Source organism: Hellea balneolensis DSM 19091, assembly GCF_000428525.1.
In the GTDB taxonomy this organism is placed as follows: domain Bacteria; phylum Pseudomonadota; class Alphaproteobacteria; order Caulobacterales; family Maricaulaceae; genus Hellea; species Hellea balneolensis.
In genome coordinates, this window is the sequence record NZ_AUAC01000004.1 from 1 (window position 1) to 15727 (window position 15727).

17 protein-coding genes are annotated in these 15727 nt (G+C 49.3%); 3 read left to right on the forward strand and 14 right to left on the reverse strand.

What is annotated here, in order from left to right; all coding sequences use genetic code 11:
* The first annotated feature begins 96 nt into the window (after window positions 1–96).
* Window positions 97–1125 (forward strand): IS110 family RNA-guided transposase, encoded by a 1029-nt coding sequence (locus tag F569_RS17550; RefSeq protein WP_051279389.1) that lies wholly within the window; start codon window positions 97–99, stop codon window positions 1123–1125.
* Between the two features lie 352 nt (window positions 1126–1477).
* Here the strand turns inward: F569_RS17550 and F569_RS0110525 are convergent, their stop codons facing one another.
* The 9 genes from F569_RS0110525 to F569_RS0110565 form a co-directional block, all read right to left on the reverse strand.
* The gene (locus F569_RS0110525) at window positions 1478–1720 is read right to left on the reverse strand and encodes a hypothetical protein (protein ID WP_026942178.1); all 243 of its coding nucleotides are present in this window, start codon (window positions 1718–1720) and stop codon (window positions 1478–1480) included.
* Window positions 1717–2163: a hypothetical protein gene (locus F569_RS0110530; RefSeq protein WP_034388561.1), complete on the reverse strand. Its 447-nt coding sequence runs from the start codon at window positions 2161–2163 to the stop codon at window positions 1717–1719. The genes F569_RS0110525 and F569_RS0110530 overlap by 4 nt, the downstream gene beginning before the upstream one ends.
* 60 nt (window positions 2164–2223) lie before the next feature.
* On the reverse strand, window positions 2224–2697 hold the full coding sequence (locus tag F569_RS0110535; RefSeq protein WP_154813713.1) for a hypothetical protein: 474 nt from the start codon (window positions 2695–2697) through the stop codon (window positions 2224–2226).
* A 58-nt stretch (window positions 2698–2755) separates the two neighbouring features.
* Window positions 2756–4288 carry a 2-oxoglutarate dehydrogenase complex dihydrolipoyllysine-residue succinyltransferase gene (odhB, locus tag F569_RS0110540; protein ID WP_026942181.1) on the reverse strand — a complete coding sequence of 511 codons (1533 nt, stop codon included), beginning with the start codon at window positions 4286–4288 and terminating at the stop codon, window positions 2756–2758.
* A gap of 27 nt (window positions 4289–4315) precedes the next feature.
* Window positions 4316–7276, reverse strand: a complete 2961-nt coding sequence (locus F569_RS0110545) for a 2-oxoglutarate dehydrogenase E1 component (protein ID WP_026942182.1) — start codon at window positions 7274–7276, stop codon at window positions 4316–4318.
* A gap of 68 nt (window positions 7277–7344) precedes the next feature.
* Window positions 7345–8232: a succinate--CoA ligase subunit alpha gene (sucD, locus tag F569_RS0110550; protein WP_026942183.1), complete on the reverse strand. Its 888-nt coding sequence runs from the start codon at window positions 8230–8232 to the stop codon at window positions 7345–7347.
* Between the two features lie 3 nt (window positions 8233–8235).
* Window positions 8236–8610, reverse strand: coding sequence for a DUF6804 family protein (locus F569_RS17555; RefSeq protein ID WP_034388564.1), 375 nt, complete (start codon window positions 8608–8610; stop codon window positions 8236–8238).
* Between the two features lie 9 nt (window positions 8611–8619).
* Window positions 8620–9813, reverse strand: coding sequence for an ADP-forming succinate--CoA ligase subunit beta (sucC, locus tag F569_RS0110560; RefSeq protein WP_026942184.1), 1194 nt, complete (start codon window positions 9811–9813; stop codon window positions 8620–8622).
* A 144-nt stretch (window positions 9814–9957) separates the two neighbouring features.
* A complete protein-coding gene (locus F569_RS0110565) occupies window positions 9958–10350 on the reverse strand; it encodes a DUF2306 domain-containing protein (protein ID WP_162143769.1) in 393 nt (130 codons plus the stop codon).
* Window positions 10351–10586: 236 nt separating this feature from the next.
* Here F569_RS0110565 and F569_RS19025 point away from each other — a divergent pair, with 236 nt between their 5' ends.
* Window positions 10587–11282, forward strand: coding sequence for a LytTR family DNA-binding domain-containing protein (locus tag F569_RS19025; RefSeq protein WP_051279792.1), 696 nt, complete (start codon window positions 10587–10589; stop codon window positions 11280–11282).
* On the opposite strand, the gene F569_RS0110575 is transcribed toward F569_RS19025, so the two are convergent.
* Window positions 11283–11711 carry a PaaI family thioesterase gene (locus tag F569_RS0110575; RefSeq protein ID WP_026942186.1) on the reverse strand — a complete coding sequence of 143 codons (429 nt, stop codon included), beginning with the start codon at window positions 11709–11711 and terminating at the stop codon, window positions 11283–11285.
* Window positions 11701–12267 (reverse strand): GNAT family N-acetyltransferase, encoded by a 567-nt coding sequence (locus tag F569_RS0110580; RefSeq protein WP_034388567.1) that lies wholly within the window; start codon window positions 12265–12267, stop codon window positions 11701–11703. Before F569_RS0110580 ends, F569_RS0110575 begins: the two co-directional genes overlap by 11 nt.
* Window positions 12268–12312: 45 nt before the next feature.
* On the opposite strand from F569_RS0110580, the gene F569_RS0110585 reads away from it, so the two are divergent.
* Window positions 12313–13080, forward strand: a complete 768-nt coding sequence (locus tag F569_RS0110585) for a hypothetical protein (protein ID WP_026942188.1) — start codon at window positions 12313–12315, stop codon at window positions 13078–13080.
* A gap of 114 nt (window positions 13081–13194) precedes the next feature.
* Here the strand turns inward: F569_RS0110585 and mdh are convergent, their stop codons facing one another.
* The 3 genes from mdh to zapE all read right to left on the reverse strand — a co-directional run bounded on the left by mdh (window position 13195) and on the right by zapE (window position 15633).
* Window positions 13195–14163, reverse strand: a complete 969-nt coding sequence (gene mdh / locus F569_RS0110590; protein WP_026942189.1) for a malate dehydrogenase — start codon at window positions 14161–14163, stop codon at window positions 13195–13197.
* A 71-nt stretch (window positions 14164–14234) separates the two neighbouring features.
* Window positions 14235–14546, reverse strand: coding sequence for a hypothetical protein (locus F569_RS0110595; protein WP_026942190.1), 312 nt, complete (start codon window positions 14544–14546; stop codon window positions 14235–14237).
* Window positions 14539–15633 carry a cell division protein ZapE gene (gene zapE / locus F569_RS0110600; protein ID WP_026942191.1) on the reverse strand — a complete coding sequence of 365 codons (1095 nt, stop codon included), beginning with the start codon at window positions 15631–15633 and terminating at the stop codon, window positions 14539–14541. Before zapE ends, F569_RS0110595 begins: the two co-directional genes overlap by 8 nt.
* Window positions 15634–15727 lie beyond the last annotated feature (94 nt).

Here is a 15727-nt window from a genome sequence, read left to right on the forward strand (position 1 = left end):
AGCCGGAGTAATCGCTCTGCCTTCCGAAACCTCACCCCCAATTTTACCAAACGGCCTTGATAGTCCACATTCTCCTTTTTCAAAGGAGGGTGAGTAATGGATTATTTTGTCGGATTAGATGTTGGTGTTGAAGACACGGCATTATGTGTTGTCGATGTTGACGGAACGGTCTTGCTTCAAACGGAAGTGCCGACCGACCCGCAAGTGATAGCAAATAGTCTTAAACCTTACCGCAGAACGCTGCGCCGTGCAGGGCACGAGGCGGGGGCTTTGTCCCCTTGGCTGCAGTCCGAATTACTCGCCCTTGGCTTGCCTGTGATCTGTGTTGAGGCGCGTCATGCGCGGGCGGCGATGTCGGCGCAGCGCAATAAAACGGATGCGGCGGATGCTTTGGGTCTGGCCCATATTATGCGTACGGGTTGGTTTAAACGGGCGCATATGAAGGCGGAAGGCACATACCGTCTGCGGCTACTTTTGACTCACCGCCGCAACCTCAAACGTAAGTTCCTCGATATTGAAAACGCCATCCGGCACTCGCTCAAGGCGTTTGGCATCCGTATAAAGGGGACAGGCCGTGCGGGCTTTGACAAGCGCATTCGCGAGTTGACAGATGATGAGCCCTTTACGCGCGACCTCATCGGCACGATGCTGGATGCGCGCGCCGGGCTTTGGGAGCAGTTCAAAAAACTGGACACGCAAGTGGTCAAGATCACGCGCGAGACGGAGCTAACGCGCCGTTTTATGGAGATACCCGGCGTCGGGCCTGTGACGGCTTTGTCCTTTATGGCGGGGGTGGATGACCCGGCCCGGTTCAAACGCTCACGCGATGTCGGGGCCTATTTTGGCCTGACGACAAAATGTTGGCAGTCCGGGAGTTCAATAGACATTAAAGGCCGCATCTCAAAGGCAGGCGATAGTGATGTCCGCAGGGCGCTGTATACGGCGGCAAGCGCCATGCTGTCGCGTTATAAGGGCCGCTTGGCGCTCAAGAACTGGGGCTTATCGATTGAAAAAAGACGCGGGCATAAGAAAGCCCTTGTTGCTGTGGCGCGTAAGCTGGCGGTTATCATGCATGCGATGTGGCGGGACGGAACCTTCTTTGATGACCCGTTGATGGTGACATAAAGGAGACGCATTGAAAGAAACAACTGACTTAAATGATTTTGTGAGACACCGCGAAAGCGGATGTGAGGAGATGGTGTAGACTTTGAATTATGGGAAGCCCGATATCTTGCTTGTGAGCATGCCGCTTGGCATGGACCACGACGTTTAGCCTGTACTGTTGCCCCATTTAACCGAAGCCGGATTGCACCCTTGCGGAGAGACACAGCGCCGAAAGACGAGCGCTTTGGCCGCCGGGAAGTGCGCAGGAGAGCACGGCGCACCTGATCTTCAAAGAAGAGCTGACAAATTAATTAGATACATCTACGAGAAACACAGGAGATACCGATGATGTGCACGCAAACGAGAGAAACGATTAGGAGAGCAAGATAATTCCAATAAGCCCTCCCCAGACGCCGACCGCATAACCCGATGTCGCCCACCACGGTGTCAAATCACGAAGCGCGAGCATATCCGCGCCAAAGCTTTCGCCATATGCTACATCGCTCATCATGTGCTCTACAAGATACATGCTAGCCCCTATGAGGCTCCAAAGAAGGTAAATTATGACTATAACCCAAAACCATCCGGGCGCTTTGGAAATGTTCTGGTCAGTCATCTTAAGATCCTTTTTGCTGTCATTTTGCGGGCAAACCACACGAGTAATATCGCGACAACGACTATCGCAATATACATCACCTTATTTGCAGCTGGCACGCTCGACATAACGTCAGTTCCAAACCAAGAATATCCTTGCTGCACAAAGACAGCCAGAAGAGAAATAAGGAGCGGCCAAATAGCATTCTTCTTGCGCAATAAAAGCAACAGACACCCTAAAGCGCCGCCAAAAACAGCAAAAGCATAAGCGCCCGTAACAAAGGCAGGTTGTGACTGCGCGGCATCCGCGAGGGCCTGCCCGTAATTTTTCACCATGTCGGCATGGCTCATATTCATGTCACTTATATAAGCGCCCACACCCATCAGGTTCCATAAAAGTGCGATGCCGCTCACGAGCCAAAACCACCAAGGCGTCTTTGGTTTTCCAATTTCTGTAACCACCATTTCATCCTCCCCAGAATAGAGAAAGACTAAATAAGATTTAGACCATAGAGTCCAGAGGGTTCAAGTTGTGGAAAGCTCGCCTTGGCGTTTGGCAGAATAAGCCGCCCAAAATAAATAAATGCCAATCAAAAACTCAGTTAATGAGATCCCCATCAAAGACGCACCCATGATTTCAAAGCCTCCGCGTAAGCTGGCATCAAGCTTTATAAGCATAAGCGCGACTAAACATGCCGCAAACCAATAATAGGCATTTTGGCGGCGTAATAACAGATAAGCCGACCCGATGAGACCAGAGAAGATTGACACAACATGCGCAAATTTCGTCCAAAAGGGTGTAACCGTTAGATAGGAAAGCTGTTCAGCCGTGTAGAGGCTTGAAATACTATTCGTGTTAAGCGACAGCATCGCAACAAAAACCATTAAACTGAAAATGTACCACGCCACAGCCATGGAAGCCATAATACCCAACCATCTATCTCGAGGTGATTTAGTGGCAGGTAGCTCTAACTCTTCTGTTAAGATAAGATCCGTCATGGAAATGGATTAGCAAAAACTTACTAATCCGCCATGAAAAGAGATCCTTAATAAATATTTACAAATCGAGCAACAGTCGTTCAGGATCCTCAAGACATTCTTTAACCCTTACAAGGAAAGTGACGGCCTCTTTGCCATCGACAATACGGTGGTCATAGGACAGTGCCAGATACATCATCGGGCGAATAACAATTTGATCATCAATCACGACGGCGCGTTTTTCGATCTTATGCATGCCCAAAATACCGACTTGCGGGGGGTTGAGGATAGGCGATGACATAAGCGAGCCGTAAACACCGCCATTGGAAATGGTGAAGGTGCCGCCCATCATGTCATCCATGGAGAGCTGCCCATCCCGCGCTTTCGCGCCAAGCTCGCTAATACCTTTTTCAATGCCGCCCAATGAGCGCTCATCACAATCGCGAAGGACAGGCACAACAAGCCCTTTGGGCGTACCGACCGCGATACTGATATCATAGTAATTTTTATAGATAATATCTGTGCCGTCGATTTCAGCATTGACGGCAGGCACATCTTTGAGCGCTTGGACACAGGCTTTGACGAAGAAGCTCATAAAGCCCAACTTGACGCCATGTTTTTTGATGAAGAGCTCTTTATATTGGCTACGCATATCCATGATATTCGTCATATCGACTTCATTGTAAGTCGTGAGCATGGCTGCTGTATTCTGCGCTTCCTTAAGGCGGCGGGCGATAGTCTGGCGCAGACGTGACATGCGTACACGTTCTTCACGAGGGCCTAACTCACGCGGCGCAGAAGGCGCTGTGGGGGCTTTGGCCGCAGGCGCTGGATTGGCTTTCGCAGAGAGTGCATCGCCCTTGGTAATGCGGCCATCCTTGCCTGTACCTGCAATTGACCTAGCATCGAGATTGTTTTCTTTAATGATACGACTTGCACTTGGCATCGGGTCTTTAGACGCAATGGCCGTCGGTTCATTAACGGATGCTACGACACCTACGCCGCCGCCTTCATCGCCCGCGGAGCCTGTCGAGGGAGCAATCGCCCCACCAGAGGCTCCTGCCAGTAATGTACAGATAGTCTGACCAACAGCCGCAACTTCACCTTCAGCCACGAGAATATCACCCATAACGCCAGTTTCAGGCGCAACCAATTCTTGCGCCGCCTTATCAGTCTCCAGCTCAACAATGGCTTCATCTTTTTTGACAGCGTCACCCGGTTTTTTCATCCAAGAAGCCACAGTGACTTCGGACACAGATTCGCCAACATTGGGCACATCAATATTCATTGCGCTTCCACCAGAGGTTTGAGCCGCTGTCTCAGCCGCCACAGCTTTTTCAGCAGGTGCCTCAGTTTTAGAACTAGCCGCCGCAGCGTTACCTTTGCCAAGCTTGGCAATAACGGTTCCGATTGTGGCATTATCGCCTTCGGCGACCAGAATTTCTTCGAGCACACCGTCTTCGGGCGAGACCAGTTCTTGCGCGGCTTTATCAGTCTCAAGCTCTACCAGAGCCTCATCTTTTTTGACCGCGTCGCCCGGCTGTTTAAACCACTGCGCGATAGTCACTTCGGAGACGCTTTCGCCTACATTTGGAATTTTGATATCAGTCATGTTCAACTCTATTTCAGCTCGAAAGCTCTATTTTGCAAAAACGCCATCAATAATGGCTTGCTGTTCTTTTTTATGTTTAGCCGCAATACCTGTCGCCGTCGAGGCCGCAGCAGCCCGGCCAATATAACGTGGACGCGTATGTTTGGCTTTAATGGCAATCAGGCTTTCCTCAAGGAAAGGATTGATAAAGGCCCAAGCGCCCATATTTTTCGGCTCTTCCTGACACCAGACCATTTCGGCTGACTTAAAGCGCTTAAGCTCTTCTTGCACAGCATCATCTGGATAAGGGTAGAGCTGCTCGACACGCAGAAGGTAGATGTCATTACGACCAAGTTTTTCACGCGCTTCGAACAAGTCGTAATAAATCTTACCGGAACATAGCACGACAGTTTTAATTTCTTTAGCCGGCAGTAATTTTATTTGGCTAATTTCAGGATTATATTCGGCATCATCCCAAAGAAGACGATGGAATTCAGACTCCCCGCTCATTTCGTCAAAAGTCGAGACGCAGAGTTTATGGCGCAAGAGCGATTTGGGGCTCATATTGATAAGCGGCTTACGGAAATTACGTTTCACCTGACGGCGGAGCGCATGGAAATAATTGGCGGGCGTTGTGATATTCGTCACCTGCATATTATCTTCGGCGCACATTTGTAAGTAGCGCTCCAGACGCGCGGAACTATGCTCTGGGCCTTGGCCCTCATACCCATGCGGGAGCAACATAACGAGGCCTGACATACGCAACCATTTTTGCTCGGCGCTGGAAATGAACTGATCCACCATGACCTGCGCGCCATTGGCAAAGTCCCCAAATTGCGCTTCCCAAATCGTCAGCGCATGCGGCGCCGCGCCGGAGAAACCATATTCAAATCCCAAAACCGCCTCTTCCGAAAGATGTGAGTTGAGGACTTGGTAATATTCTTGATCATTAGAGAGATTATTAAGCGGCGTATATTTTTCTTCCGTCACTTGGTCGATGAAATTTGACTGACGCTGAGAAAAAGTTCCCCGCTCTGAGTCTTGCCCTGAAAGACGTACAGGGTGCCCTTCAGTAATCAAAGTTCCAAAGGCCAGATGTTCGGCCAAACCCCAATCAATATTCTCACCTGCCGCAATTTTTTCTGCGCGGGCTTTGATGATACGCTTAAGCGTGCGGTGAATATTGACGGAATTAGGAACGGTGGTAATCTTCGTGCCAATATCTTTCAAAACTGATTTATCAACAGAAGTATTACCGCGCCTTTTGCCTGTTTCCGTCGGCAGACTTAAGCCTTGCCATACGCCTTGTAGCCAATCGGGCTCTTTCGTTTCATAGGCTTTGGCTTTATCAAATTCGGAGTCCAAGAAGGCATAGAAATCATCAACGCGTTTTTCATGCTCAGCCTTAGTCAGATCGCCTTGGGCAATCAGACGCTCTGCATATTTCGTCATAGTCGAAGGCATGTCGCCAATCGTTTTATACATGATGGGTTGGGTAAAGCTCGGGTCGTCGCCTTCATTATGGCCGTAACGGCGATAACAAATAATATCGAGGACAACATCTTTGCCAAACTTTTGGCGATATTCAGTGGCGACACGCGCGGCGAAGACAACGGCTTCGGGATCATCCCCATTAACGTGGAAAATCGGTGCTTCGACCATCATCGCCACATCCGATGCATATTGACCCGAGCGATACTCATCCGGTGTTGTTGTAAAGCCGATTTGGTTATTCACAATCACATGGATTGTGCCGCCTGTGCGGTAGCCCACTAATTGGCTCATCTGGAAACATTCCATGACCACGCCCTGCCCTGCAAAAGCAGAATCGCCGTGAAGGATAACGGCCATGACTTCTTGCGGATTATGCGATTGGTAAGTGCCTGAGGCCATTTGCTGCTTTGCGCGAGCTTTACCCATTACAACGGGCGCGACGACCTCCAAGTGAGATGGATTTGGCGCAAGAGAGAGATGCACGGAGTTGCCGTCAAATTCGCGGTCGTCAGACACACCCAAGTGATATTTTACATCGCCTGACCCAAAGTCTTCCGCGCCAGCTGCAACGCCGCCTAAAAATTCATAGAAAATCGCCGAATAAGGCTTCTGCATGACAGAGGCCATGACATTGAGGCGTCCGCGATGCGGCATACCGAAGTTGATATCTTTTAGCCCTAATGCGCCGCCGCGTTTGATAATTTGTTCCAGAGCAGGGAGAAGACTTTCCGCGCCATCAATACCAAAACGCTTTGTACCTGGGTAACGTTTATGGATGAGCTGTTCAAAAGCTTCACCCTCAATGAGTTTTTGCAAAATGGCGAGCCGGCCTTCTTTGGAGAAACTAATTTCTTTATCGGGGCCTTCAATACGTTCCTGAATCCAGCTTTTCTCGATGGGATCAGAGACATGCATGAACTGCATGCCAAAGGTTGAGCAATAAGTCCGCCGCACAATTTCCAATATCTGATTTAGGCTTGCAGACTCGAGACCCAACACGCCATCGATGAAAATTTCGCGGTCCATATCCGCATCAGTAAAGCCATATGTTTCCGGCATCAGCTCTGGGTGCGGCGGAAGAACATCAAGTCCAAGCGGATCAAGATCGGCTACCAAATGACCCCGCATACGATAGGCGCGTATAAGCATGAGGGCGCGGAGACTATCTTGTGTGGCTTGGCGGACGTCATCAGAGGACGCGCCGTTTAAACGCGCAGAGACTTTGCTTTCAACAGCGACTTCATCGCCCCAATCGCCTGTTAGGGCTGAGGTCAGCTCATCTTGGGGGTCAGCGGGCCATCCCCCACGTTTCCAGCTCGGACCTTCGGCGTTTTTCTTGGCATTGGCCGTTTCTTCGCCCAAAGAGGCGAAATAACGTTGCCATGACGGGTCAACACTATTGGGGTTAGCCGCATAACGCGCCTGCATTTGTTCCAGATAAAAGGCATTGCCCCCATCCAGAAACAGAGTATCGAGCATTGCTTGGTTTTGCTCACTACGACTTTTATCAGTCATATATTCAGCCCTTTCGAGGCTTAGTTACGCGCCATTATCCGATCAGGACGTCAATCACGCTAAAACGACTAAGCGTTTAAGACATCCATCATTGTCACGCCGAGTTTAGCAGGAGAGTCGGACACGCGAATACCCGCTTTTTCCATCGCTGCTATCTTATCTTCTGCGCCGCCTTTGCCGCCAGAGACGATCGCCCCGGCATGGCCCATTGTGCGGCCCGGAGGCGCTGTGCGGCCTGCGATAAAGCCAACCATGGGCTTTTTGATGCCTTTTTTGGCCATATGGGCGACAAATTCAGCCGCTTCTTCCTCCGCAGAGCCGCCAATTTCGCCAATCATGATGATTTGTTTTGTGTCATCATCATTGAGGAACAGCTCAAGACAATCGATAAAGTTCGTCCCGTTAATCGGGTCGCCGCCAATACCAATCGCCGTTGTCTGGCCAAGGCCAACTTGCGTTGTTTGGAAGACGGCTTCGTAAGTCAGCGTACCTGAACGTGAAACTACGCCGCAGCTGCCTTTTTTGAATATCTTACCGGGCATGATACCAATTTTGCACTCTTCTGGAGTTAAAACACCCGGGCAGTTCGGCCCGATAAGGCGCGATTTTGACCCTTGCAAAGCGCGCTTTACAGGAATCATATCGCGCACAGGAATACCTTCTGTAATCGCGATGATGAGTTCCATCTCGGCGTCAATCGCCTCAAGGATAGAGTCAGCCGCGAAGGGCGGAGGAACATAAATCACAGAGGCTGTTGCGCCTGTTGCGTGCTTAGCCTCGGCCACAGTGTCATAGTTTGGAAGGCCGATATGGGTCGTCCCGCCTTTACCTGGCGTAACGCCCGCAACCATTTGCGTTCCGTGATAAGCAATGGCCTGCTCCGTATGGAACGTCCCCGTCTTACCCGTCATACCTTGGGTGATAATTTTTGTGTCTTTGTTTATTAATACTGACATTGTTTAGTCCCTTTTGGGGTTATTAGTCGTGCCATGCTCTAAATCAAGCAAGTCACGGGTCATGAGTTTTCGAATTAAAAAAAGGCCCGCAAGGTTTAAACAGAACCAAATAAGTTTAGAGCCTAAATGCACTGGGAGCAGTGGGTTGTACAGAATAAGACCTAATATCGTAACCGCACCTAAGCCTGTTGTCCAAAAGCCGCTATTTCTACCTACTTCTCGCAAAGCAAGCCATAACAATGAGCCGAAGATTACAATTCGCAAGAAGAAATAATATGCATATGGAAGAGGAAGCACACTAAGCCCGACCACCGCAATGCAAGCAATAATAACTTGCTTATGTGGGCTATTGTCAGGAATGACAGTGAGCGTTTCCATGATTAAGACCTACCCCTGAACAGCCTTAACAATTTTCTGCGCGGCATCGTCCAGATCATCCGCTGCAATCACGTTAAGACCGCTTTCATTGATAATCTTTTTACCCGCCTCAACATTCGTGCCTTCTAGCCGCACGACAAGCGGCACTTCGAGGCCGACTTCTTTGACCGCGTCGACGGTGCCTTGAGCGATGACGTCACATTTCATGATGCCGCCAAAGATATTGATAAGGATGCCTTCGACTTTGTCATCTGACGTCAAAATCTTAAAGGCCGCCACGATATTTTCTTTTGTCGCGCCGCCGCCCACATCAAGGAAGTTAGCTGGCTCTGCGCCGTAAAGCTTGATGATATCCATGGTGGACATAGCCAGACCTGCGCCATTGACCATACATCCAATGTTCCCGTCGAGCGCGACATATGACAGGTCATATTTCTTGGCTTCAGTCTCTTTGGAGTCTTCTTCGGTAATATCGCGAAGCTCTTGCACATCCGGATGACGATAAAGCGCATTTTCATCAAAGCTGATTTTTGCGTCGAGACAATGTAGACGCTGATCCTCAGTGACGATAAGCGGATTAATCTCAAGCATTGCCATATCTTTAGCGAGAAAGCCATTATAAAGCGTGCGGCCAAGCTTATTGGCTTGCTTGGCGAGATCGCCTTTAAGCTCAAGCGCTTTAGCTAGCTTACGGCCATGATGAGGCATGAAGCCCGTCGCGGGGTCGATGTCAAAATTGATAACTTTCTCAGGCGTGTCATGCGCCACAGCTTCGATATCCATACCGCCTTCGGTCGAGACAATGAAAGAGACGCGCGATGTTTCGCGATTGATGATGATGGAAAGATAAAGCTCACGGTCAATGTCAGAGCCATCTTCGATATAGAGGCGGTTGACCTGCTTACCTTCATCAGATGTTTGTTCCGTGACCAAATATTCGCCGAGCATGGCTTTGGCGTTTTCAACAACTTCATCGACAGACCAGGCCAGACGTACGCCGCCTTTGGCATCAGCGGGCGCACCCACAAATTTACCCTTACCGCGGCCACCCGCGTGAATTTGAGACTTAACCACCCAAAGCGGGCCGCCTAGCTCTTCAGCAGCGGCTTTGGCTTCGGAGGCGTTAAAAATCGCGACGCCTTTGGACACTGGCGCGCCGATTTCTTTAAGGACAGCTTTGCCCTGATATTCGTGGATATTCATGGAGTCTCTTTCGTCACTGACATCTCATTAAAAGAGGCCCCGCATAGAGGAGCCTCAAACTTGTCATGACTATATCAGTCTGACGGCGACTCGCAACCGTCGATAGGGGCTTTTTTAACTGAAAAACAGCACCCCCATTTTACTCTAACTGAAAAACACCATCCAAAGCGTGCGGCCCGGCATGAAGGAGAAAATACCAGGAATAATCAACGCGCCGAAGAACATTCCTCTGACAGCACTGATATGGCCTTTGACATTTTTGCGGCGGATACGCGTGATAGCCTGCCAAGCCCCGAGGAAGGTGATGGGCACAAAGATATGAATCCAGCTAAAGGACCCATTATTAATCTCGCGAATGAATAGAGCGCTTATCGCGGTCAAAAGCATCACAACCACAAATCCACGCCCGACGAGCTTGTGCCCGCGCGTTCCCTTGGGCCGTAGCCACATGGCAATGCCGAGGCCTAGCGCCACAAAAGCCGCAGCCGCATGAATTTGAATGGCAAATGAGGCCTCTAAAAAATATTCGGGTTTCATATGCATCTCCTTTTGTGTTCGATAAAAGCAGATTAGCTCCCGCGCAGACATGTAAAAGCGTCTTTACGCTAATAGGCGCTCTGCCTTCGTCAATGGTGGGCATTTACCGCTCACGCTTCGCGAAATGCATGAAAAATCCTTGAGAGATGGAGGTAATCTTGCCACGATGGACCAAATTAAACAGATAAGAGCCATAAGAGATTACAAAAAAGTATTTCACAAACCGCGCTACCCCTATGATGGCAACCTCAGCTATTGCGGGGGTCATACTCTCTATTTTAGGGCCTTACGGAACGACGGCCTTTTCTTTGCCCCTACGCTTTATCTACTGGCTGGGGCTATGCATGGCGGGCGGCTTAGGCGCTGCCGCTTTTGACACGCTCATGACTAGAAAAAACGTGCCGTATAAACCATGGGCCTCTGCCTTAGGACAATCCATCGGGGCGACCCTCATGGTCTCGCTTATACTACTGGGATTTACGATTGCGACCTATGGCTGGCCGGGTTGGTTTCATATCCTCACAATGCCTTTTTTCATATGGGTCATCAGCATCATCATTTGCGGTGTTGGCGAACTGTCACGTCAGCGTAAACACATAGTGCCACTAGAAAATAAGCGGCCTGATATATTTGAGCGTTTGAAACCCTCGCTAAGAGAGGCAGATATCTATGCGTTGTCATCCGAAGATCATTATGTTCGCATCATGACATCCAAGGGCGACGACCTTATCCTCATGAGATTATCGGACGCGATTAAAGAAATGTCCCCCGTGAAAGGTCTGCAGACACACCGCTCTTATTGGGTCGCCGAAGCCGGCGTTGATAAAATGAAGAGCCAAGACGGTAAATTGTCGATCCTGCTTAAAAATTCTGAAACTGTGCCCGTGAGCCGAAACAAAGCCAAAACGGTGCGCGAAGCCGGATGGGTATAATCAGCGCGGGCTTAATCGTTTCAAAGTCGCTGAATAATTCAGGCACGGCGTTCCATCCGCGGTCACGACACCCCGAACAAATATAAGCGAGCCGCCAGCGCGGAGTACCTCGCCGCGAGACTCCACAAGCTGCCCTTCCTTGGCGCCGGACAGAAACTCGCTGTTAAAGGCTACCGTAACGCCATAGCCATCTTCGCCGAATTCATCAGCTGCAATGGCAAATAGCGAGAAATCGGCAAATGTCATCAAGCATCCGCCGTGAACAACTCCGCCTTGGTTCATATGCTTGGCCTCTGCGCGAAAAGCCGTAATATAGCCTTGCTCATCTTTACGGTAATAAAAGGGCCCTGCCGTGTCATATTCAAAGGCTTCAGACATCCATGTCATCCAACCCTTAAATTCGCCTTCTGTGACTAAATCAGGTTTCATTTCGACTTTCCCATTCCTCCCGCGTTTGACCATAGGCCCAACATTTCACATCGCCAAATGGCGGCAATTTATCGACTTTATAGAGCCGTTTTGATCCAATTGCTTCAGCCGTTTTAATGGACCCAATATTTTCTTCGCCAATCACATGAATACAGCGATCCCACCCTAATGTTTCAAAGGCATAATCCACGCAGGCTGCCCCGGCCTCTTTGGCGAAGCCGCGCCGTGTGTAATTACGATGGATTGTCCAGCCAATTTCTGGTTCAGGCCAACCCACAGGTGACCACAAGCCAACGCGGCCAACAAAATCCCCAGTCGCTTTTTCAATGGTTGACCAGAAACTATAGCCGCGCACGACTTGATGACCGATAACCATCGCCATTTGCCGCCAGGACGCGGCGTGGTCCATTGTCTGCCCGCCAATAAAACGGACCGTCTCCTCATCGCTCATCATATCAACCCAAGGCTCAAGGTCGCATTCAATGTCAACCTCGCGGAGGATGAGGCGCTCTGTCTCGATGATGGGTTTCATGAATGCTACTCTTGAATTTTTCATTATGAATTCATAAGAATTCCTAAACATATCAATAGAGACAAGAACATGAGATGTCAGAAGTTTTTTATAGTATTATTTTTAACCATCCTAATAATGCCTCAAGCATTCGCGCAAACAGCAGTAGAAGGTAATGAGTCAGTAGTAGGTAATGATACAAATCCAATACATTCAGATACAGTTTCGAAAAGAAGTTACAGAAAACTAAAAAAAGACTATGTAAATGGACGACTTGATAACCCTGTAGAAATCATAAGACTCACTCAATTTCTAGTTATTAAGGACAAATGGGAAGATGCAGCCAACATAATCACTACAGAAATGAATTCAGGCAAGCTCCCGCGAACAGCCCAGAATACATTTAATGCTGGCTCCTACTTTGCTGCAACGCAAAATTATCCAGAAGCATTGCCATATTTCAAGGAAGCCGTAGAGCTAGGGCATAAAACAGCTCAGATACAATTAGCACAAGCTTTTACTGAAATTCAGTACAGCAAAGATGATAAAAGGTGCGATTTGATTGCCTCTGAAATGTATAAAGCTGTTGCTGTAGGCACGAAAGCTGACCACGCAAATATAATAATTGGAAACTGCCATTTCCGAAGAGCTAAAGATAACATGTCTCCCCAATGCAAAAACAAAATAACACCAAACTATGCCTTACCAGATAACGTCAAAACTGAGATTGAATTATCAAAAGCAAAGTTAAACATAATACCCCAAAGCTCTGAAGTTGGGCAGCAAGCAAAAAAGTGGATAGATATGTATTCAAACGAGAAACGATTGCGTGAATACCTATGTCGATCACAAAAATAACTTTAGCGCCTTGGTCATAAATCCGAGTAATTTCAGAAAATACTTTGCAACTTAAGCTACAAATAAAAAAGGCGGACCGATAGGCCCGCCTTTGAAATTCTATTGGGCTTGAGCCTAATCGCGCAACGCGGGCTCCATTTCCTGACACTCAGCGATGATCTTTTCTACCGCTGCGACGGAGTTCATGAACATTTCGCGCTCATTATTTTTAAGGCGGATGTTCATCACTTTCTCAACACCACGCGCACCAATCATAGCCGGAGCCCCGACATAAAGGCCGCGAACGCCAGCGATTTGACCTGAGAGACGCACCGCACATGGCAGGATACGCTTCTTATCGCGCAGATATGACGTTGCCATTTCGATCGCAGACTCAGCAGGTGCATAAAAAGCCGACCCATTACCGAGAAGACCAACTATTTCGCCGCCGCCTTTGCGTGTGCGTTCAACAATCGCGTCAACGCGCTCTTGCGTTGTCCATTTCATTTTGATGAGGTCAGGAAGAGGCACACCGTTCACTGTTGAATAACGTGTCAGCGGCACCATTGTGTCGCCATGGCCGCCGAGGACTGAGGCGTGAACATCTTCGACAGAACATTTAAATTCATCCGCGAGGAAATAGCGGAAACGCGCACTATCGAGCACACCCGCCATACCGACAACCTTGCGCGGCTGTAGACCAGAAAATTTTTGCAAAGCCCAGACCATCGCGTCGAGCGGATTCGTGATACAGATGACAAAAGCTTTTGGGGCGTGCTGTTTGATGCCTTCTGCGACTTGCTTAATAACGCCGAGGTTTTTACCCACAAGGTCTTTACGATCCATGCCCGGCTTACGCGGGAAACCTGCTGTGATGATGCAGACATCCGCGCCCGCAATATCGGCATAATCATTTGTGCCCTTAAGGTTGGAGTCCTTGCCAAAAACAGGCGCGGCTTCGGACAGGTCGAGGGCTTTACCCTTCGCGGTACCTTCGAAAATATCGAACAAGACGATGTCCCCAAGTTCTTCGCGAGCTGCGATGTGAGCAAGTGTGCCGCCGATCATACCGGCGCCGATAAGGGCGATTTTCGCGCGTGCCATGGAAGTCTCCTATTGGATGGCTGAATGTGAGGCGTCTTTAGCGGGGATAAGTGCGAGTCGCAATGACAATCCTAGTTCAATGGATGCAAGTCTATATTTCTATATCCCACAGCAAACTCATCTAACAAATCGATAAGTTCTTTAAAATAACCTGATGGTTCATCTTCCAAGAAACGTATGTCATACAAGTCATCACATCCGACGAGAACCAAATCAATATCCATTAGCTCAGCAGAAATTTTGGATACAGCTTCTTCGAACGAACCAGCTTTCGTAGCTACGCCAACATAAGCTCCTCTCATACCGCTATCATATTCTGGATGAGACTGTTCCAGATAACAGTAAGTAGAGCCAATAAATATACTGCCTTCAACGTCAGGCATTTTCTAATCCATCCATATTCCGACGCTCACCTAAATACTCCGCGCTTCTCATCTCTATCAAACGGCTGGCCGTTCTCTCAAATTCAAAAACACCGTCGCCTTTTAGATAGAGCTCATGCGGTTCCACCTCTGCGCTCATCACTAGTTTCGTGCGGGTCTCATAAAGCGCATCGATCAGCGTCACGAAGCGTTTGGCTTCATTGCGGTTATGCGGGCCAAGCTGTGGGACGTTTTCTAAAATTAGCGTTTGGAAAGCATGAGAGAGGCGAAGATAATCCGCCGCGCCAAGGGCATTGGCGCAGAGTCGGTTAAAACTTGTCCGCGCGGTGCCCGCAGCTGTTTGTTTTAAAACCAACTCACGCCCCTGCACCGTCAACACAGTTTCACGGCCCTTCGCTGCGCCTGTTAATCTCTGCCACGCGGCTTCTATCCCGGCATCTGCGGCCTCGCCAAGCGGGGTGTAATAGACAGGCGCGGCCTGAAGCTGGCGCAAGCGGTGATCGGTCTCGCCTGCAAATTCATGGATAATTAGATGTCTGGGCATCATTTCAATAAAAGGTTCAAAGAGCTGTCGGTTAAGGCCATGCTTATAAAGGTCTTCGGGCGGCCGGTTGGATGTCGCGACGACAACGATGCCGCGCCCCCAGAGAGCCTCAAACAAACGGGACAGGATCATAGCATCCGTAATGTCGGTCACATGAAATTCATCAAAGCAAAGCAACTGAGCCTCTTTGGATATATCTTTGGCAATCGGCGCAATCGGGTCACCATCTCCCGTTTTGCGCCAGTGATTTATGCGCTCGTGCACATCGAGCATGAAGGCATGAAAATGAACGCGTTTTTTGTCTTCAACTGGGGCCTCCTCGAAAAACCAATCCATCAGCATAGATTTCCCGCGCCCGACCCCGCCCCATAGATAGAGTCCTATTGGCACGTCTGCACGCCGCGAAAAGAACCAGGACTTGGAACGCTTATGACTCAGGCGCTCTAGCAACTCGTCCAATCTGGCAGCGGCTGACAACTGAGCCTCATCTTCAATAAGCTCGCCTGAGGCTATAAGGCCTTTCAACTTAGCCGTAACGCTCATGAAGCTTTTAAAATCATAATAATCGCAGCCGCCAAAAGCCCGAAAGCGCAAACCGTGAGCACGAAAAAAAGAGGCTTATTTTTGATGGGCGCGG